The 19,073-nt window shown below is 72.8% G+C and carries 14 protein-coding genes; 9 read left to right on the top strand and 5 right to left on the bottom strand.

The genetic code is table 11. The features are described from left to right. Nucleotides 1-6: 6 nt before the first annotated feature. Nucleotides 7-1,212 (bottom strand): 4-hydroxyphenylpyruvate dioxygenase, encoded by a 1,206-nt coding sequence (hppD, locus tag AB0D32_RS28745; RefSeq protein WP_357096931.1) that lies wholly within the window; start codon nt 1,210-1,212, stop codon nt 7-9. A 151-nt stretch (nt 1,213-1,363) separates the two neighbouring features. On the opposite strand from hppD, the gene AB0D32_RS28740 reads away from it, so the two are divergent. The 3 genes from AB0D32_RS28740 to AB0D32_RS28730 all read left to right on the top strand — a co-directional run bounded on the left by AB0D32_RS28740 (nt 1,364) and on the right by AB0D32_RS28730 (nt 5,141). Beyond that, entirely contained in the window at nt 1,364-1,852 is a 489-nt protein-coding gene (locus AB0D32_RS28740) for an Lrp/AsnC family transcriptional regulator (protein ID WP_357096929.1), read from the top strand. A 129-nt stretch (nt 1,853-1,981) separates the two neighbouring features. Then, nucleotides 1,982-3,406, top strand: a complete 1,425-nt coding sequence (locus tag AB0D32_RS28735) for a PQQ-binding-like beta-propeller repeat protein (protein ID WP_357096928.1) — start codon at nt 1,982-1,984, stop codon at nt 3,404-3,406. 67 nt (nt 3,407-3,473) lie between these two features. Beyond that, nucleotides 3,474-5,141, top strand: a complete 1,668-nt coding sequence (locus AB0D32_RS28730; protein ID WP_357096926.1) for a fumarate hydratase — start codon at nt 3,474-3,476, stop codon at nt 5,139-5,141. Between the two features lie 58 nt (nt 5,142-5,199). On the opposite strand, the gene AB0D32_RS28725 is transcribed toward AB0D32_RS28730, so the two are convergent. Continuing rightward, nucleotides 5,200-6,210: a hypothetical protein gene (locus tag AB0D32_RS28725; protein ID WP_357096923.1), complete on the bottom strand. Its 1,011-nt coding sequence runs from the start codon at nt 6,208-6,210 to the stop codon at nt 5,200-5,202. Nucleotides 6,211-6,510: 300 nt separating this feature from the next. Between AB0D32_RS28725 and AB0D32_RS28720 the strand changes: the two genes are divergently transcribed. Then, nucleotides 6,511-9,492: a BTAD domain-containing putative transcriptional regulator gene (locus AB0D32_RS28720; protein ID WP_357096921.1), complete on the top strand. Its 2,982-nt coding sequence runs from the start codon at nt 6,511-6,513 to the stop codon at nt 9,490-9,492. A 45-nt stretch (nt 9,493-9,537) separates the two neighbouring features. Further along, nucleotides 9,538-10,947, top strand: a complete 1,410-nt coding sequence (locus tag AB0D32_RS28715) for a class II fumarate hydratase (RefSeq protein ID WP_357096919.1) — start codon at nt 9,538-9,540, stop codon at nt 10,945-10,947. A 156-nt stretch (nt 10,948-11,103) separates the two neighbouring features. Here the strand turns inward: AB0D32_RS28715 and AB0D32_RS28710 are convergent, their stop codons facing one another. Next, nucleotides 11,104-11,649, bottom strand: coding sequence for a CGNR zinc finger domain-containing protein (locus tag AB0D32_RS28710; protein WP_357096917.1), 546 nt, complete (start codon nt 11,647-11,649; stop codon nt 11,104-11,106). Nucleotides 11,650-11,724: 75 nt separating this feature from the next. Here AB0D32_RS28710 and AB0D32_RS28705 point away from each other — a divergent pair, with 75 nt between their 5' ends. Beyond that, nucleotides 11,725-12,690, top strand: coding sequence for an EamA family transporter (locus tag AB0D32_RS28705; RefSeq protein ID WP_357096915.1), 966 nt, complete (start codon nt 11,725-11,727; stop codon nt 12,688-12,690). Nucleotides 12,691-12,820: 130 nt separating this feature from the next. Then, the gene (locus AB0D32_RS28700) at nt 12,821-14,515 is read left to right on the top strand and encodes a S8 family serine peptidase (RefSeq protein ID WP_357096913.1); all 1,695 of its coding nucleotides are present in this window, start codon (nt 12,821-12,823) and stop codon (nt 14,513-14,515) included. A 101-nt stretch (nt 14,516-14,616) separates the two neighbouring features. Here AB0D32_RS28700 and AB0D32_RS28695 read toward each other — a convergent pair whose 3' ends face one another. Together AB0D32_RS28695 and AB0D32_RS28690 are read right to left on the bottom strand one after the other, a co-directional pair. Next, on the bottom strand, nt 14,617-15,666 hold the full coding sequence (locus AB0D32_RS28695) for a hypothetical protein (protein ID WP_357096911.1): 1,050 nt from the start codon (nt 15,664-15,666) through the stop codon (nt 14,617-14,619). Nucleotides 15,667-15,787: 121 nt separating this feature from the next. After that, nucleotides 15,788-16,435, bottom strand: coding sequence for a helix-turn-helix domain-containing protein (locus AB0D32_RS28690; protein WP_357096909.1), 648 nt, complete (start codon nt 16,433-16,435; stop codon nt 15,788-15,790). 63 nt (nt 16,436-16,498) lie between these two features. Between AB0D32_RS28690 and cysS the strand changes: the two genes are divergently transcribed. Then, nucleotides 16,499-17,914: a cysteine--tRNA ligase gene (gene cysS / locus AB0D32_RS28685; protein ID WP_357096907.1), complete on the top strand. Its 1,416-nt coding sequence runs from the start codon at nt 16,499-16,501 to the stop codon at nt 17,912-17,914. Then, nucleotides 17,914-19,062 (top strand): 23S rRNA (guanosine(2251)-2'-O)-methyltransferase RlmB, encoded by a 1,149-nt coding sequence (gene rlmB, locus AB0D32_RS28680; RefSeq protein WP_357096905.1) that lies wholly within the window; start codon nt 17,914-17,916, stop codon nt 19,060-19,062. The genes cysS and rlmB overlap by 1 nt, the downstream gene beginning before the upstream one ends. Nucleotides 19,063-19,073: the final 11 nt, after the last annotated feature.

The following is a 19,073-nucleotide window of genomic DNA, read 5'->3' as shown; positions in this document are numbered from 1 at the left end:
TCAGTGTTACAGGTTGCCGCGCTTCTCCTGCTCTCGCTCGATGGCCTCGAAGAGCGCCTTGAAGTTGCCCTTGCCGAAGCCGAGCGAGCCGTGCCGCTCGATCAGTTCGAAGAAGACCGTCGGACGGTCCTGCACCGGCTTGGTGAAGATCTGGAGCAGGTAGCCGTCCTCGTCCCGGTCCACCAGGATCTTGCGGGCCTTCAGCTCCTCGATCGGCACCCGCACCTGGCCGATCCGGGCGCGCAGCTCCGGGTCGTCGTAGTACGAGTCCGGGGTGTCCAGGAAGTCGACACCGGCGGCGCGCATCGCGTCGACGCTGGCCAGGATGTCGTTGGTGGCCACGGCGATGTGCTGGGCGCCCGGGCCCTGGTAGAACTCCAGGTACTCGTCGATCTGTGACTTCTTGCGGGCGATCGCCGGCTCGTTGAGCGGGAACTTCACCTTGCGGGTGCCGCTCGCGACGACCTTGCTCATCAGCGCCGAGTAGTCGGTGGCGATGTCGTCACCGATGAACTCGGCCATGTTCGAGAAGCCCATGACCCGCTTGTAGAACTCGACCCACTCGTCCATCCGGCCGAGCTCGACGTTGCCGACCACGTGGTCGACGGCCTGGAAGAAGCGCTTCGGCTGGAGGCCGGCGTCGATCATCGGCTGCCGGTCCACGATCGGCTTGCGGGCCACGAAGCCCGGCAGGAACGGCCCGCTGTAGCGGGACCGGTCGACCAGCGTGTGCCGGGTGTCGCCGTACGCCGCGATGGCCGCCAGCCGGACGGTGCCGTGCTCGTCGCTGACGTCGTGCGGCTCGACCAGGCCGGTGGCGCCCTGCGCGACGGCGTGCGTGTACGCCGCGTCGACGTCCGGCACCTCCAGCGCGATGTCGGAGACGCCGTCGCTGTGCTTCGCGACGTGCTCGGCGCCCTCGGCGTCCGGGCGGACCGTGCCGGTCAGCACGAACCGGGCCGAGCCGCTGGTCAGCACGTACTGGGCATGGTCCCGGTGGCCCTGCTCCGGGCCCCGGTACGCCACGCAGGTCATGCCGAACGCGGTGGAGTAGTAGTGCGCGGCCTGCTTGGCGTTGCCGACCAGGAAGTGCACGTGGTCGAGGCCCTTGACCGGGAACGGGTCGCGGCTGATGTCGTGGTCGACGGCGCCGACGAGCACGTCGACGTCGACGTCGTCGGTCGCCTGGGGGTGGTCGATCGCCTGGGTCATCGCGGTCTCCCTACAAGTAACCGGTCGGCTCGTGGCCGCCGCCGTTGGTCGTGTTCGCTGCTGCTGTGGCGAGGATCGCCGTGCGGTGGTGCACTGGGCAACTGTCAGGCTCCGGCCTGGTCAGGTTGCGCATTCAGTAGGGTGCATTGGCATGAATGCTGGTCAAGGTGCACAGCTCGATTCCCTCGATGCGCGACTGATCGAACTGCTCGCCGAGGAACCGCGGATCGGGGTGCTGGAGTGCTCCCGGCGCCTCGGGGTCGCCCGGGGCACCGTGCAGGCCCGGCTGGACAAGCTCGTCGAGCGGCGGGTCATCGGGGGGTTCGGGCCCGAGATCTCCCCGGCGGCGATCGGGTTCGGCGTGACCAGCTTCGTCACCCTGGAGATCAGCCAACGGCGCGGGCACGACCTGGTCGCCGCGCACCTGGCCGCGATCCCGGAGGTGCTGGAGGCGCACACCATCACCGGATCCAGCGACCTGCTCTGCCGGATCGTGGCCCGCTCGAACACCGACCTCCAGCGGGTGATCGACCAGATCGTCTCGTACGAGGGCATCCGCCGCGCCTCGACGATCATCGCCCTGGCCGAGCAGATCCCCTACCGCACCCTGCCGCTCGTCCGCTCCGCCGCCCAGCGGTAGGGAAGGGACCCTTCCCATACGGAAAGCGACAACAGGGGGGCCTTCCTTACCTCCAGGAGCGTCGAGAAAGGGCGGCGACACGGGGGTGTGGGAGCACGGCAGCGCAGCGCTCGTCGTTACCGTGTGCGTGTGGCGAAGGCGAGCGGCCTCGGAGGGTGGCGTGGCGGGCTGCTGCTCGCGCTCATCGTGGTCGTCGCGCTCGCCGCGACCGGAGTGTGGAACCCGTTTCCTGGCGTCTGGGACTGGGTCGACCGCAGCGAGCCGATCTCCGAGCCGGACGTGGTCTGGCAGCAGCGCGTCGGAGGCACCCCGCGCAGCGTGACCATCGCCGGCGACACCGTGGTGGTCGAGCAGCGCACCCGAGTGGAGGCGCGCAGCCTGGCCACCGGCGCCCAGCTGTGGGAGCGCAAGGCCGACTGGTCCGCGGTGACCGGCGGTGACCGGGACGCGGTCGTCGTCGTGGGCAAGCTGCTGGTCAAGGGGTACGAGGTGCTGGACCCGACCACCGGCGCGACGCGGCGGCGCAACGGCGACGCGGTGGCCGTCTGGACGTACCGCAACATGCTGCTCGACGCCCGGTGCGTCGACGCCACCGACTGCACGCTGAGCGCCTGGGACCCGCGCGGCACCGCCCCGCTCTGGACGGCCTTCGTGCCGGGGGTGCGCAGCGGCCTGCTCGGCGACAACCCCGGGCTGCTCGGCACCCGCCGGCTCGACGCCGTCCGGATCGACGAGGAGGTGGCCGGCCCGGAGCCCGTGCCGCCGCTGCTCGGCTTCCCCATCGACGGCCGGGTGCACGTCCTCGACACGGCCACCGGGCGGATCCTCCAGGACGTCGAGCCCGGCCGGGACGAGCGGCTGTCGGTGGTCGGCGGCCGACTGCTGCGGATCACCGCCCGCTCCCAGGACGGCACCTGCTACTTCGCCATCTCCGGCAGGGACGCGGCGACCGGTCAGGAGGCGTGGCAGCGGGCCGGGATCAACCTGCGGACCGCCGACAGCGCCGGCTGCGTACAGCGGGAGGACCCGTACGGCGCGCGCAACGTGCTGATCGGGGTGGCCCCCGACGCCCGCGAGGCGGTCCTCGACGGCTACGACGGGCGGCTGCTGCTGGTCACCGCCGCCGGGGAGCGGCTGCTCGCCGTCGACGACCGGTACGCGCTGGTCCGGTCGGCCGACAAGGGCGCGGTGGTCGGCCGGGAGCTGGGCGCCGGGCGCGTCCGGTGGACCCGTCCCGCCGGGGCGAAGGCCGGCGCCGCGCTCACCCCGTACGCCGTCGTGATCGCCGACGAGAAGCCGTCCCGCCTGGTGGCGCTGGACCCGCGTACCGGGCGGGAACTGGTGAGCCTGCGCACCTCCGCGAACGCCTTGGCGGTCGGTCCGAGGGGCATGGTGATCGGTGAGGGGCGGGAGATCGGGTACGTCAGCTTCGGCGGCGCGCCCGTTGCTCCGGCCCGGCCGGGCGACGGCGGCGTCCCCGGCCCCGGTGGCAGGACGGGGGTTCCCGGGGCCGAGGAGAGCTGCGGCCCGAAGCGGGAGCTCTGCCCAGGGTGAGAGCGTCGTCCCAGGACCCACCCGGCGGGTGGGACTGATCGACCCTTCTGCCCTAGGCTTTCCGCTCATGAGCAGTGCCGCCGCGTTCTCGTACGCCCCCTTGCTGCCGACCGGTCCGGACCAGACGGAATACCGCCTGGTCACCGACGAGGGCGTCGACGTCGTCAACGGTCCGGGGGGTCGCCGGTTCCTCACCGTGGAGCCGACCGCGCTCACCGCGTTGACCGCCGAGGCGATGCATGACATCGCGCACTACCTGCGCCCCGCGCACCTGGCCCAGTTGCGGGCGATCATCGACGACCCGGCGGCCTCGCCGAACGACCGGTTCGTCGCGCTCGACCTGCTGCGCAACGCCAACATCGCGGCCGGTGGCGTACTGCCGATGTGCCAGGACACCGGCACCGCGATCGTGATGGGCAAGCGGGGCCGGCACGTGCTGACCGACGGCAGCGACGCCGAGGCCGTCTCGCGGGGCGTCTACCAGGCGTACACCCGGCTCAATCTGCGCTATTCGCAGCTCGCCCCGCTGACCATGTGGGAGGAGCGCAACACGGGCAGCAACCTGCCGGCCCAGGTCGAGCTGTACGCGGAGGACCCGGACGGGCATCCCGACGCGTACAAGTTCCTCTTCATGGCCAAGGGCGGCGGTTCGGCCAACAAGTCGTACCTCTACCAGGAGACCAAGGCGCTGCTGAACCCCACGCGGATGATGCAGTTCCTGGAGGAGAAGCTGCGGCTGATCGGCACCGCCGCCTGCCCGCCGTACCACCTCGCCATCGTCATCGGCGGCACCTCCGCCGAGTACGCGTTGAAGACCGCCAAGTACGCCAGCGCCAAGTACCTCGACGCGCTGCCCACCTCCGGCTCGCCGACCGCGCACGGCTTCCGCGACCTCGAGTTGGAGGCGGAGGTGCTGGAGCTGACCCGCAACTTCGGCATCGGCGCGCAGTTCGGGGGGCGCTACTTCTGCCACGACGTGCGGGTGGTCCGGCTGCCCCGGCACGGCGCCTCCTGCCCGGTGGCGATCGCCGTGTCCTGCTCGGCCGACCGGCAGGCGGTCGCCAAGATCACCCCGTCGGGCGTGTGGCTGGAGCGACTCGAGACCGACCCGGCGCGCTACCTTCCCGACGTCACCGACGAGACGCTCGACGCCTCCGAGGTGGTCCGCGTCGACCTCAACCGGCCCATGGACGAGATCCGTGCCGAGCTGTCGAAGTACCCGGTGAAGACCCGGCTGTCGCTGACCGGCCCGCTCGTGGTGGCCCGCGACATCGCGCACGCCAAGATCGCCGAGCGGCTGGACGCCGGTGAGTCGATGCCGCAGTACCTGCGCGACCACGCGGTCTACTACGCCGGCCCGGCCAAGACCCCGGAGGGCTACGCGTCCGGCTCGTTCGGCCCGACCACGGCCGGCCGGATGGACGCGTACGTGGAGAAGTTCCAGGCCGCGGGCGGCTCGCAGGTCATGCTTGCCAAGGGCAACCGCTCCGCCCAGGTCACCCGCTCCTGCCAGCAGCACGGCGGCTTCTACCTCGGCTCGATCGGCGGCCCGGCGGCCCGGCTCGCCCAGGACTGCATCAAGCACGTCGAGGTCCTGGAATACCCGGAGCTGGGCATGGAGGCCGTCTGGAAGATCCAGGTGGAGGACTTCCCGGCCTTCATCGTGGTCGACGACAAGGGCAACGACTTCTTCGCCGAGGTCACCAAGCCGGTGCTGACGGTCGGCCGCCGCTGACCCGGACGTACGCGAGAGGGCGCCGGGCAGTCGCCCGGCGCCCTCGTCGTCGCGTGGGTCAGCTGGCCCTGCTGGCGTAGAACGTGCCGCTGAAGGTCTCCGACACGATCCCGTCGCCGGTCCGGGTGTACACGGTGATCCGGTGCAGCCCGGCGGTCGCCGGGGTGTAGCCCACCGACGCCGATCCGTCGGGGCCCGCCGCGACCGTCTGGGTCGGGCGGCCGTCGAAGGAGTAGACGAACTCCGTCACCCCGGGCATCCCCGCCTGGAGGGCGAACGTCCCCGGCGTGCCGGCGACCGCCCCCTGGATCTTGTTGATCGGGTACTCGACGGAGCTGACCGTGGGCTTGGTGGCCAGGTGGAACCGGTAGGTGCCCTCGCCGGACGGCAGGTCACCGGCAGTCCGACTGCGGACGTACACGTCGTTGTAGCCCGGCCTGGTGGGCGTGATCGTGACGGTGGCGGTGCCGTCGGCGACCGCGGCCACGGTCTGCTCCGGCCCGTCGTTGAGTCGGTAGGTGTACTCGACGACGTCCTCCATCCGGGGCGTGAAGGTCAGGGTGCGCGGTTGGCCGTACCCGGCCGTCGGGTTCCCGTCGGTGATCGTCGGGCTGGTGGAGCGCACCCGGAACATGTAGCTCGTGGCCGGGGAGCGGTTGCCCGCGTGGTCCACCGCCTCGACCGTGAGCGTCCTCGGCCCGTCCCTGTCCGGCGTGACGGTGACGGTCGCCGAGCCCCCGGGGGCGTCGGCGGCCACGTCGGCCATCGGCCCGGACGCGAGTCCGTACCGGAACCCCACGACGTCGGTGTCGCCGCCGGCCGAGAAGGTGAACTGGCCCGGGATGCCCGGACCGCCGTACCAGCCGTCGTCGGCCGGATAGTCCGTGGAGCTGACCGTCGGGGGTGCGGGGCTGGTGGTGTCGACGGTGAACCGGCCCTCCGCCCAGCGGACCGGTGCGGCGGCGCTGGGCGCAGCGGTGACGACGACGGAGCCGGTGGCGGTGAGCAGGGCGGCGAGCCCGGTGATGAGGAACCGGCGCGGAGCGCGCCGACGGCGTACGGCGGGCACGCCGGTGGAACCCCGTTCTTCGTGCAAGGTGGAAGACCCTCCCGATCGGAGTGCGAGTAGATACGCGATCGTAGATGGACGACCACGCGGTACGCGCCCGACTTTCGAGTGACGCCGGTGCGCCCGCCCTGAGGAGTCGGCGGGCGCACCGCCCCCGTCGGTCGCCTTCGGCGGCAACCCGGTGACGAGTGTCGACGTGAGGGCTGTCGATCCGCTATCGGATCGCTATCGGCTCCGTCCGGCGGTCCGTGACCGTCGGGCTACCCTGTGGAAGTTGCGCTGGTTCGGGCGAGGGAGCAGATGCGGTTCGGGATCCTGGGGCCCCTGCGGGTCGGCGGTGGGGACACCACCGTCACGGCAGGTCGCGACCGGGTCGTTCTCGCCATGCTGCTGTTGCGGGCCGGTCAGGTCGTGCCCTTCGACGAGCTGGTCGACGCCCTCTGGGAGGACCGGCCGCCGGCCACCGCCCGCACCCAGTTGCAGATCTGCGTCTCGCGCCTGCGACACCGCCTCGCCGACCTCGGTCTGCCGGCCGAGATCATCGTTACCGACCCGGTCGGCTACGGAATCCGCGCCGGGACGGCGGACCTGGACGTCAAGGTCTTCGCTTCCGAGGTCGAGGCCGCCCGCGCCTGCGCCGCCGCCGGTCAACTGGCCGACGCCGGCCGGCACTTCCGCGCCGCGCTGGCGCTCTGGCGTGGCCCGGCGCTGAGCGGGATCGCGAGCCGGAGCGTACGCCGCCGGGCGCAGACCCTCGACGAGCAGCGACTGGCGGCGCTGGAGGAGTGCGTCGACGTCGAGCTTCGTCTCGGCAACGCCGCCGGACTGCTCGACGAGCTGACCGAGAGCGTCGAGCGGAACCCGCTGCGGGAGCGGCTGCGCGGCCAGTTGATGCTCGCCCTCTCCGCCGTCGGGCGACAGGCCGACGCCCTCGCCGTCTACCGGGACGGGCGGCGGATCCACGCCGAGGAGCTGGGCATCGAGCCGGGCCCCGGGTTGCAGACGCTGCACCAGCGGGTCCTCGCCGGAGACCTGGCGCTGGCCGGGGCCGACCGGTTGCCGGCGGTCCCGGTCCGCTGCCTGCCCCGGGCGATCAGCGACTTCACGGGGCGACAGCAGACGATCGCCCGGTTGATCAAGGAGATCGAGCAGGAGCACGTCCCGGTCCTCCTGATCGACGGGATGGCGGGCAGCGGCAAGACCACCCTCGCCATCCATCTGGCCACCCGACTGGCGGAGCGCTTTCCGGACGGGCAGCTCTTCATCGACCTGCACGGGCACAGCGAGCGGACGCCGCTGACTCCTGCCGCCGCTCTGGCCACCCTGCTGCGCCAGCTCGGCGTGCCCGCGGAGCGGATTCCGCTCGACCTGGACGACCGGCTCGCGCTGTGGCGTACCGAGCTGGCCGGCCGCCGGGCACTGGTGCTGCTGGACAACGCCGCCAACGCCGACCAGGCGGCGGCGCTGCTGCCCAACGGCCCCGGCTGCCTGACCATCATCACCAGTCGGCGCAGACTGGTCGGCCTGGACGAGGGGCGACCCTGCTCGCTGCCGGTGCTGGACGTGGAGGACGCCGTCGAGCTGCTCGGCCGGGTGGCGGGCGGGAACCGGGTCGCCGACGAACCCGAAGCGGCCGTCGAGGTCGTCCGGCGGTGCGGCTTCCTGCCGCTGGCCATCCGGCTGGCCGGCGCCCGGCTGGCCCACCGGCCACGCTGGCGGATCACGGACCTGGCGGACCGCCTGTCCGGCGCCCGCAGCCCGTTGGCCGAGTTCGCGGTGGGGCAACGCTCGGTGGGCGATGCCTTCGCGCTGTCGTACGCCCAGGTGTCGCCGGCCGCGCAGCGGCTGTTCCGGCTCCTCGGTCTGCACCCCGGTGTCCGGTTCGGCGGAGAGATCGCCGCCGCGCTGGTCGATCTGCCGCTTCTCGAGACGCAGGACCTGCTGGACGAGCTGGTCGACGCCAACCTGGCCGAAGAACCCGAGCCGGGCCGGTTCAGCCTGCACGACCTGGTCCGTGAGTACGCGCGCCAGCTGCTGGTCGAGCCCGATCGGGCCGCGGAACGGGCCGGCGGCCTGGAACGCCTGCTCGACCACCACCTGTACGTGGCGGCGGCCATCGGTGACCGCTCCGGGGCGGCAGGGAGCCGTGGGCTCTTCACCCTGCCCGAGCCGTCCCGGCCCGAGCTGGTTGCCGCGTCCGTCGATCAGGGGGCCGCCTGGTTCGAGGAGAACCGGGCGGCGCTGACCGCCCTGGTCCGGCTGGCCGAGGTGGAGGACCTTCCCCGGCAGTGCTGGCAGCTGGCCCGCGCGTGCTGGCGTTCCTACTTCGACGGCGGCCACCTGGACGAGCTGATCGAGACGCACACCATCGGGCTGCGGGCCGCGAAGCGGCTGGGTGACGACGCGGCCGTCGCGACGATGCTGAACTATCTCTCCTCCGCGTTCTACCGGTTGGCACGGTTCCCCGAGGCGATCCGGCTGATGGAGGTGTCGGTCGGCCTGCGGCGGCGGCTCGGGCTCTGGCGCGAGGTGTGGAACACGCTGTGGAACCTCGGGGGCCTGTACGGGGCCGTCGGCGAGTACCGGCGGGGCAGGGAGTGCTTCGACGCCGCGCTGGAGCTGATGCGCGGGCCGGGCGGGTTCGGCGAGTTGGCCAACCTGCTGAACAACCTCTCCTACACCCTGCTGAACTGGGGTCGCTACGACGAGGCGCTGCGTACGAGCCGTCGTCACCTCCTGTTGGCGCGTCAGGTCGACGACCCCCGTCACCTGGGGAACGCGTTGGGGCACATCGGAGTGATCCGGCACCGGATGGGCGACGTCGAACCGGCCCGCCGGCTGCTGCGGGTCGCGCTGGCACTGAAGCGTCGTTCCGGCAACCGCTTCGGTGAGGGCGAGGTGCTCAACGAGATCGGCGTGATGGAACGCCGGGCGGGGCGGCCGCACGAGGCCGCCGCCCTGCATCGGGAGGCGCTGATCGCCATCAGCGAGGCGGGCGACCGGATCGGCCAGTGCGCCTCGCGCAACCTCCTGGCACATGCCCTCCTCCACCAGGGCGATCTGCCCAGCGCGCTGGACCTGCACCACCGTGTGCTGCGCGACGCCACCGCACTCAACGCCCGGTACGAGCAGGCCCGGGCGCTGGACGGGATCGCCCGGTGCCTGCGGGCGGACGATCCGGCTGCGGCGCGCTCGTACTGGACCCGGGCGCTCGCGCTGTTCCGGCAGGTGGAGGCGCCGGAGCGGCACGAGGTGGCCCGGGTGCTGGCCGAGCTGCGCTGACCCGCTCGGCGCGATCATCTGCACGTCGGCCTCCGGCGCGGCAGGATGGTACGCGTGACGACTCCAGAGGCGACGGGCTACCGGATCGAACGCGACTCGATGGGCGAGGTGGAGGTGCCCGTCGAGGCGCTGTGGCGGGCGCAGACCCAGCGCGCGGTGCAGAACTTCCCGATCTCCGGCCGGGGCATCGAGCCGACCCAGATCCGTGCGCTGGCCCAGATCAAGGGGGCGGCGGCCGAGGTCAACGGCGAGCTGGGCGTGATCGACGCGAACGTGGCGGCGTCGATCGCCGCCGCCGCGGCGCACGTGGCCGACGGCGGCTACGACGACCAGTTCCCGATCGACGTGTTCCAGACCGGGTCCGGCACGTCGTCGAACATGAACACCAACGAGGTCATCGCCACGCTGGCCGGCCGCGAGCTGGGCCGCGACGTGCACCCGAACGACGACGTGAACGCCTCGCAGTCCAGCAACGACGTCTTCCCGTCCTCGATCCACCTGGCCGCCACCGAGGCGGTCGCGCGGGACCTGCTGCCCGCGCTGGCGCACCTGGCGGAGGCGCTGGAGGGCAAGGCGGCGGAGTTCGAGACCGTCGTCAAGGCCGGGCGTACCCACCTGATGGACGCCACCCCGGTGACCCTCGGGCAGGAGTTCGGCGGGTATGCCGCCCAGGTCCGCTACGGCATCGAGCGGCTGGAGGGTGCGCTGCCCCGGCTGGCCGAGCTGCCGCTGGGCGGCACCGCGGTGGGCACCGGCATCAACACGCCGCTCGGCTTCGCCGCGAAGGTCATCGAGAAGCTGCGCGGCTCGACCGGGCTGCCGCTGACCGAGGCGCGCAACCACTTCGAGGCGCAGGGCGCCCGCGACGCGCTGGTGGAGACCTCCGGGCAGCTGCGTACGATCGCCGTCGGTCTTTTCAAGATCGCCAACGACATCCGCTGGATGGGTTCGGGCCCTCGCGCCGGGCTGCGCGAGCTGCGCATCCCCGACCTCCAGCCCGGCTCGTCGATCATGCCGGGCAAGGTCAACCCGGTGGTCGCCGAGGCGATGCGGCAGGTCTGCGCCCAGGTCATCGGCAACGACGCCGCCGTCGGTTTCGCCGGCTCCCAGGGCGACTTCGAGCTGAACGTCATGCTCCCGGTGATGGGCCGCAACCTGCTGGAGTCGGTGCGCCTGCTCGCCGCGTCGAGCCGGCTCTTCGCCGACCGCCTGGTGGTCGGCCTGGTCGCGGACGCCGAGGTCTGCCTGGCGTACGCGGAAGGCTCACCGTCGATCGTCACCCCGCTCAACCGTCACCTCGGGTACGACGAGGCCGCCTCGATCGCGAAGGAGGCACTGGCCAGGCAGGTCTCGATCCGCGAGGTGGTCATCTCCCGGGGGCACGTCGACTCGGGCAGGCTGACCGAGACCCAGCTCGACGAGGCGCTCGACCTGCTCCGGATGACCCACCCCTGAGCCGGGCCCCCCGGCGCCCGCCAACGGCGGTGACGCTGGGCGGCGCGGGCACGGTGTCGTCCGCCTGTGCAGCTGAGTCGTCTGCGACATCAGCTCCACAGCGCTCAGCCGGGTGCCGGGTCGACTGTCCGCCTGCGGGGTGGCGGGGTGCGGGCGTCAACGCCGGCCGGCGGCCTTGCGGGCGCGGTAGGCGGTGACGGCGGCGCGGTTGCCGCAGCCCGCGTCGCAGAACCGGCGGGACCGGTTCTTCGAGAGGTCGACCAGCACGTTCTCGCAGTCCGGGTGGTCGCAGATCCGCAGCCGGCCCAGTTCCCCGGTGCGTACGAGATCCGCCAGCGCCATCGCCGCCTCGACGGCCATCCGGGTCGCCAGCGGCGCGTCGCGCGGCACGGCGTGGATGTGGTACGGCTCGTCGTCGTGCGTGATGAGCTGCGGCAGCGCGTCGTTCTCGCGGAGCAGTTCGTTGACGATGGCGACGACCCCCTCGATGTCGGCGTACCAGACCCGGCGCAACCGGGGCCGGAGGTCGCGCACCGCCCGCAGCTCGTCCTCGGTGTGCTCGTGCCGCCCGCTGTAGGTGTGGGCGACGAAGAACGCGTCCAGGGCGGCGACGTCGGGCAGTCCCTCGCCGTCGGGGCCGCCGGTGTTGACCAGCGCGGACATGGCGGTCAGGGAGCACTCCGTGTCATGAGTGAACAGCAACTTGACTCCTGTCGAGGTGCCGGCCTAGCGTCACGAGCATAGTGGCAGTTTACTCATGACAGTGGGAGCGGATCCATGCGTCAACCACCCTCCGCCGGGCTCGGGCTCGGCCTCGCCCTGCTCTCCGCCGTCACCTTCGCCACGTCGGGCACGTTCGCCCGGTCCCTCATCGACGCCGGCTGGTCGGCGGAAGCGGCCGTGGCCGCGCGGGTCGGCATCGCCGCGCTGGTGGTGGCGATCCCGGCCGTGTTCTCCCTGCGCGGCAGGTGGGGCGTGCTGCGTCGCAACCTCGCCGCGATCGGCGTCTTCGGGCTGCTCGGGGTCGCGACGGCCCAGGTCTGCTTCTTCAACGCGGTCCGCTACCTGCCGGTCGGCGTCGCGCTGCTGCTGGAGTACCTCGGCATCGTCCTCGTGGTGGGCTGGATGTGGCTGGTCCACGGCCAGCGTCCCCGCCGGCTGACCGTCGCCGGCTCGGCGGCGGCTCTCGCCGGCCTGTTCCTCGTCCTGGACCTGACCGGAGCCGGCCGGCTCGACCCGGTGGGCGTGCTCTGGGGGCTCGGGGCGGCGATCGGCCTCGCCGGCTACTTCGTGCTCGCGGGGCGGGTCGACGAGAAGCTGCCGTCGGTGGCCCTGGCCAGCGGCGGCATGGCCGTCGGGGCCGTCGTCCTGCTGCTGCTCGGCGCGGTCGGGGCGCTGCCGCTGCGGGCGACCCTCGGCGAGGTCACCTTCGCCGGGCAGCGCACCAGTTGGCTGGTGCCGGTGCTCGGGTTGTCGCTGGTCGCCGCCGTCGTCGCGTACCTGGCGGGGATCGCCGGCACCCGGATCCTCGGCGCCAGGCTGTCGTCGTTCGTCGGGTTGACCGAGGTGATGTTCGCCGTCCTGATCGCCTGGCTGGTGCTGGGCGAACTGCCCACCGTGGTGCAACTGTCCGGTGGTGCCCTGATCGTCGCCGGTGTCGCGCTGGTACGCGTCGACGAGCTGCGCACTCCCCGTGCCGAGGGCCACCCGGAGCCGCGCGCCACCGAGCCCGCCCTACCGTGAGGACCCGCCCCGCCGCTCCGTCCACAGCGGGCGGAGCGGAGATTCGCTCCATAGCCGACGCTGCTCTGGCGGAAAGCGCTCCGGTGTTGTCTGATGGCTGCCACGTCCCTCAACGAGAGGATCTGATGTGGTGAGCAAGCGCTTCACCGCCGGTGCTGTCGCGTCCGCGACCGTGCTGGCACTAGCGGTGACGGGCATGAGCGTGCCGGCCAGTGCCGAGCCGAGCAGTGCCCGTACCTTCACCGTCGTCGCCGAGGACGGCGTCTCCCCGGACGCGGCCATCGCCGCGATCCGGGCAGCCGGCGGCACGGTGGTCTCCCGGTCCGACGAGGTCGGCATGTTCCGGGTGACCAGCGACCGGGCTGACTTCGCGACGAAGGCGACCACCGCCTCGGCGCTGATCGGCGCCAGCGAGCAGAAGGTGATCGGGCGTAAGCCCAAGCTGGACCGGGTCGAGCAGGAGCACCTGCTGGCCACCGCCGCGGCCAAGGGCAAGGGCAAGGGCGCCCAGCGCGGCAAGAAGATGGACCCGCTGGACGACAAGCTCTGGGGCCTGGAGATGATCCGGGCCGACCAGGCCCGCAAGGTCGAGCCGGGCGACCGCCGGGTCACCGTCGGCGTCCTGGACACCGGCATCGACGCCAGCAACCCGGACATCGCGCCGAACTTCAACTGGGCGCTGTCCCGCAACTTCGCCCCCGACATCGTGGAGATCGACGGCGAGTGCGAGGTGGCGAGCTGCCTCGACCCGGTCGGCACCGACGACGGCGGGCACGGCACCCACGTGGCCGGCACCATCGGCGCCGCCGCCAACGGCTTCGGCCTCTCCGGCGTCGCCCCGAACATCTCCCTGGTCGAGCTCAAGGGCGGCCAGGACGCCGGCTACTTCTTCCTGGAGCCGGTGGTCAACTCCCTGCTGCACGCCGGGAAGGTCGGCCTGGACGTGGTCAACATGTCCTTCTACGTCGACCCGTGGCTGTTCAACTGCACCGCCAACCCGGCCGACTCCCCGGAGCACCAGGCCGAGCAGCGGGCGACCATCAAGGCCATGAAGCGGGCGCTGAACTTCGCCCACAACCGGGGCGTCACCCTGATCGGCGCGCTCGGCAACAACCACGAGGACCTGGGCGACCCGCGCACCGACGCGTCGAGCCCGAACTACGGCGACACGGCGCCCTACCCGCGTGAGATCGACAACGACAGCTGCTGGGACCTGCCCACCGAGGGCCCGAACGTGATCAGCGTGTCGGCGGTCGGGCCGTCCGGCAAGAAGTCGGACTTCTCGAACTACGGCACCGAGCAGACCTCCGTGGCCGCGCCGGGCGGCTGGTTCCGTGACGGCTTCGGCACGGACACCTACCGCACCGACGCCAACATGATCCTCTCGACGTACCCGAAGAAGGTGCTCCAGGAGGAGGGGTCGGTCGACGCGAACGGCAACATCGTCGCCGGGTACGAGGAGACGGTCTTCAAGGAGTGCAAGGCCAACGGTGAGTGCGGGTACTACACCTATCTCCAGGGCACCTCGATGGCGGCCCCGCACGCCTCGGGCGTCGCCGCGCTGATCGTCAGCAAGCACGGCAAGAAGGACCGCCAGGGCGGCTTCGGCATGGCGCCGAAGGTGGTGGAGCAGCACCTCTACCGGACGGCCGCCGAGCGCGCCTGCCCGGAGCCGCGCCTCCAGTCGTACGCCAACGAGGGCCGGGACGCCGAGTTCGACGCGTACTGCGCCGGAGGGCTGAACTTCAACGGCTTCTACGGGTACGGAATCATCGACGCGTACGCGGCGGTGAAGACCCCGGTCAAGCCCAACGTCCGCCCGTAACGGCGGACAGCAGGGGGCCCGGCCGGCACGTCCGGCCGGGCCCCTCGCGTGTCCGGCCCCGGGCGCGGCCGATCCGTCGGGTAGTGGCGGGAGCACCCCGGTCACGGGCGCCAGCCCTGGGCGGTGAGCGCGGCGCGAACCTCGCGCAGGACGCCCGGGAAGTCCTGACGCAGTCGCCTGCCGGTCACGGGCAGCACGATCCAGCCCGCACCGACCAGTTGGGCGATCCGGTCGAGATGCCCGAGGTCGGCGTGCTGCCCGCTGCCGGCCCCTGAGTGCTGCCCGTCGTGGGTGACGGCGACCCGGTACGCCGGCCACGCCAGGTCGGCGTGCAGGACCAGCCCGGAGGCGGCCCGGACCGGGAGCCGGGCGACGGGGCGCGGCAGCCCGCCCAGCACCAGCCGCACCCGCAACTCGGACTCGGCCGGCGACCGGGTGCCCGGATCCGCCAACTCGAACACCCAGCGCGCCCGCCGACCGCCGGGCCGGTCGGCGTTGCGCTCGGCCACGTCGACGAGAGCGTCGCGGCTGGTCAGGCCCTGCCGGAGCAGCGTGTCCACGATGCCGACCGCACGGAGCGGCTCCAACCAGACCGCTGTCTCCCACGCCGCCGCGGCCGGATCCGTGCTGGCCGGCGCGCCGGCGGTCCGGAGATCCGCCACCCTCAGCCCGCCCACCGTCGCTCCCGGACGATCGGTGGGTGTGCGGGTGGCCCCGCCCAGCCCGCCGACGGGCGGGCGGACGGCCACGCTCGGTCCGCCGTTCACCCCTCGGGCCCGCGCGGGCGGGCACGACGGCGACGTGGCCGGGCCCATGGAGTGCACGCGTAGGCCTCGCTGCGGGTTGAGGCGCACCGCCCTCGGGACGAGGACGTGCACGTCGTCGGTGAAGGAGGCGGCGTGTTCGACGCCGTGCAGGTAGGCCGCCGAGGGGCCGGCGACGACCGCCTCGGGCGGCAGCCGCAGGGCGGCGGCCCGGCAGGCCAGGGCGTGGTCCCGGTCCAGCCGGGCGTCGGCGTAGACGTCGTGGCGCAGGCGCAGCCAGGCCGAGCCGCGCAACTGGTGCTCGGTGACCAGCCCCTGTCGGATCGCGTCGGAGCCGCGGAAGACCTGCCAGGCCAGGACCCCGGGCCGGTGTGGTGGAGGTGGCATACGGGCAGCGTGCCCGCCGTCCGGTCCCGCCCGACACCCCTGTGGACAACCGGGGCCGTCGCGTGGGGCGCCGACTGTGGACAACCGGCACGGCGGGCGGAAGTGTGCTAGGGCGGCGGGTTCAGGAGAGCGCGTCGGCGATGGCGGTGGCAGCGGCGAGGACCTGCGCGCCGACCACGTCAGCGTCCAGCGGGGCCAACGCCACCACCCCGACGCTCGCCTCCAGGCCCGGCACCCCGAGCACCGGGGCGGCCACGCCGTACGCCCCGGACTGGAGCTCCCCGGCGGTGCTCAACGGGCCGGCGGCGCCCGCCCGCCCGGCGAGGATGGCCCGCCCGGCCGCGCCGCGCTCCAGCGGGTGCCGCGCCCCCGTCCGGTAGGCGACGTGGAACGACGTCCAGCTCGGCTCGACCACGGCGAGCGCCACCCCCTCGCCGCCCTCGACCACGGTCAGATGGGCGGTCGCGCCGGCCTGCTCCGCGAGCCGGCGCAGCGCGGGCAGCGCCCCCTCGGCCAGCAGCGGCTGGGCCCGGCGGGCCAGGTGCAGCACCCCGGCGCCGAGGCGGAGCCGACCGTCGCCGCCGCGGCGCAGCATGCCGTGCGCGGCGAGCGCGCCGACCAGTCGGTAGACCGCCGCCCGGCCGACGCCCAACCGGTTCGCCGCCTCGGTGACGGTCAGCCCGCCCGGCGCGTCGGCGACCAGGTGCAGCAGCCGCAGCCCCCGATCCAGGGTCTGCGCCGTCTCCCCGCCCCGCGCCGTCGTCTCCACGACCAGCAGCGTACGACCCGGCTCCGGACGACCCGGGAAAGCACGGACGGCTACCCTTGTACGGTGACGCTACGCCTGTATGACACCGCCACCAGATCGGTGCGGGACTTCGTCCCGCGGGAAGCCGGCAAGGTGGGGGTCTACCTGTGTGGTCTCACCCTCCAGGCCCCGCCGCACATCGGTCACCTTCGCTCCGGCGTCAACTACGACGTGCTGCGCCGCTGGCTGCTCGCCGCCGGCAACGAGGTCACCTTCATCCGCAACGTGACCGACATCGACGACAAGATCCTGGTCAAGGCGGTGGAGCAGGGCCGACCGTTCTGGTCGATCGCGTACGCGAACGAGCTGATCCTGGCCGCCTCCTACCGGGCGCTCAACGTGCTCCCCCCGACGTACGAGCCGCGGGCCACCGGGCACATCCCGGAGATGCACGAGCTGATCGCCAAGCTGATCGCCGACGGGCACGCCTACCCGGCCACCGACGGCTCCGGCGACGTCTACTTCGACGTCTGCTCGTGGCCGGCGTACGGCTCGCTGTCGGGGCAGTCGCCGGACGCGATGCAGTCAGCCGGGGACGCCCCTGACCGGGGCAAGCGCGACCCGCGCGACTTCGCGCTCTGGAAGGGCGCCAAGCCCGACGAGCCGGCGGACGCCTACTGGCCGTCGCCGTGGGGGCGGGGCCGGCCGGGCTGGCACATCGAGTGCTCGGCGATGTGCTGGCGCTACCTCGGCGCCGAGTTCGACATCCACGGCGGAGGGCTGGATCTCACCTTCCCGCACCACGAGAACGAGATCGCCCAGTCGCACGCCGCCGGGCTGCCGTTCGCCCGCTACTGGGTGCACCACGGGCTGCTCAGCATCGGCGGCGCCAAGATGGGCAAGTCGCTCGGCAACGCCCTCGACCTGACGTACGTCGACTCGCTCGGCGTACGCCCCGTGGAGCTGCGCTACTACTACGCCGCCGCGCACTACCGCTCCCGGATCGACTACTCGGAGGACGCGCTGCGCGAAGCCGCCGTCGCGTACCGCCGGATCGAGGGGTTCGTGCAGCGGGCCGTCGAGCGCGTCGGCGCCGGCCAGTTCGGTGAGCTGCCGGGCGCGTTCGCGGCGGCGATGGACGACGACCTGAACACCTCCGCCGCGTTCGCCGTCCTGCACGAGGTGGTTCGCGACGGCAACACCGCGCTGACCGCCGGCGACGATGTGACCGTCCGCACGGCGCTGGCCGCGGCCCGCGCCATGCTGGATATCCTCGGGGTCGACCCCCTCGACCCTGCGTGGACCGGTGGTGGCCGCACGGACGACCTGCGCGGCGTGGTGGACTCGCTGGTCGCGCTGGCCCTGGAGCAGCGCGCACAGGCCCGAGGTCGCAAGGACTGGGCCGCCGCCGACGCCGTACGCGACCAGCTCAAGCAGGCCGGCGTAGTGGTCGAGGACACCCCCCAGGGCCCCCGTTGGACTATTGGAGAGCAGGACTGATGGCCGGCAACTCGCAGCGCCGTGGCCGGCGACTGACGCCGAAGGCGGGAGCCCCGAAGGGCTCCGGTGGCAAGAACAGAGACGCCCTCGCCGGGCGTGGCAGGACCCTGCCCGCCGACGAGCGGCCCTGGCACAAGGCCTACTCGGGCACCGAGAAACTGCCCCAGCGCACCGCCTGGAAGCAGGACAAGGAGCGTCGGGCGGCGGCCGAGGAAGGACGCGCCCCCAAGATCGGCCAGCCGGGCAGCAAGGACACCACCTGGGGCAAGGGCGGTGGCCGGGGCACGCCGGCAGGTGGCCGCGGCACCGGCGGTGGGCGCGGCACGGGCGGTCGGGGCGGTGCACCCGCCGGTCGCGGCGGTCCCCGGGTCGCTCCGGGCCGCAAGTCCAACCCGTCGAAGGACTCCCCGGAACTCCTGGTCGGGCGCAACCCGGTGCTGGAGTCGCTGCGCGCCCAGGTGCCGGCGACCGCGCTCTACACCGCCCAGGGCATCGACGCCGACGACCGGGTCAACGAGATCGTCCGGACGGCCGCCGACCGGGGCATCGCGATCCTGGAGATCAGCCGGGCCGAGCTGGACCGGATGACCGGTGGCGTGCTGCACCAGGGCGTCGGTCTCCAGGTGCCGCCGTTCGCGTACGAGCCCTTCGAGGACCTCGTCGCGGCGGCGCTGGAGCAGACCGCCCCGCTGCTGGTAGCTCTGGACGGGGTGACCGACCCGCGCAACCTCGGCGCGGTGATCCGGTCCGCCGCCGCCTTCGGCGCGCAGGGTGTCTTCGTACCGGAGCGGCGGGCGGCCGGGATCACCGCGACCGCCTGGCGGACCAGCGCCGGCGCGGCGGCGCGGGTGCCGGTCGCCCAGGTGACCAACCTGACCCGGTCGCTGAAGGCCTGCCAGGACGCCGGCTTCCTCGTGGTCGGCCTGGACGCCGACGGCGAGACCGAGCTCTACGACCTGGAAGCCGCCGTCGGCCCGCTGGTCGTGGTGGTCGGCTCGGAGGGGCGGGGGCTCTCCCGGCTGGTCGGCGAGACCTGCGACCTCACGGTGAGCATCCCGATGATCTCCGACGTCGAGTCGCTCAACGCCAGCGTCGCCGCCGCCGTCACCCTCGCCGAGGTGGCGCGTCGCCGGGCCGCCGAGGGCTGATTCCGCGGAAC

Source organism: Micromonospora sp. NPDC048170, from assembly GCF_040652795.1.
Lineage (GTDB): Bacteria > Actinomycetota > Actinomycetes > Mycobacteriales > Micromonosporaceae > Micromonospora.
Note: the sequence above shows the minus strand (reverse complement) of the source record. Positions and strands in the feature narration are given on the sequence as shown.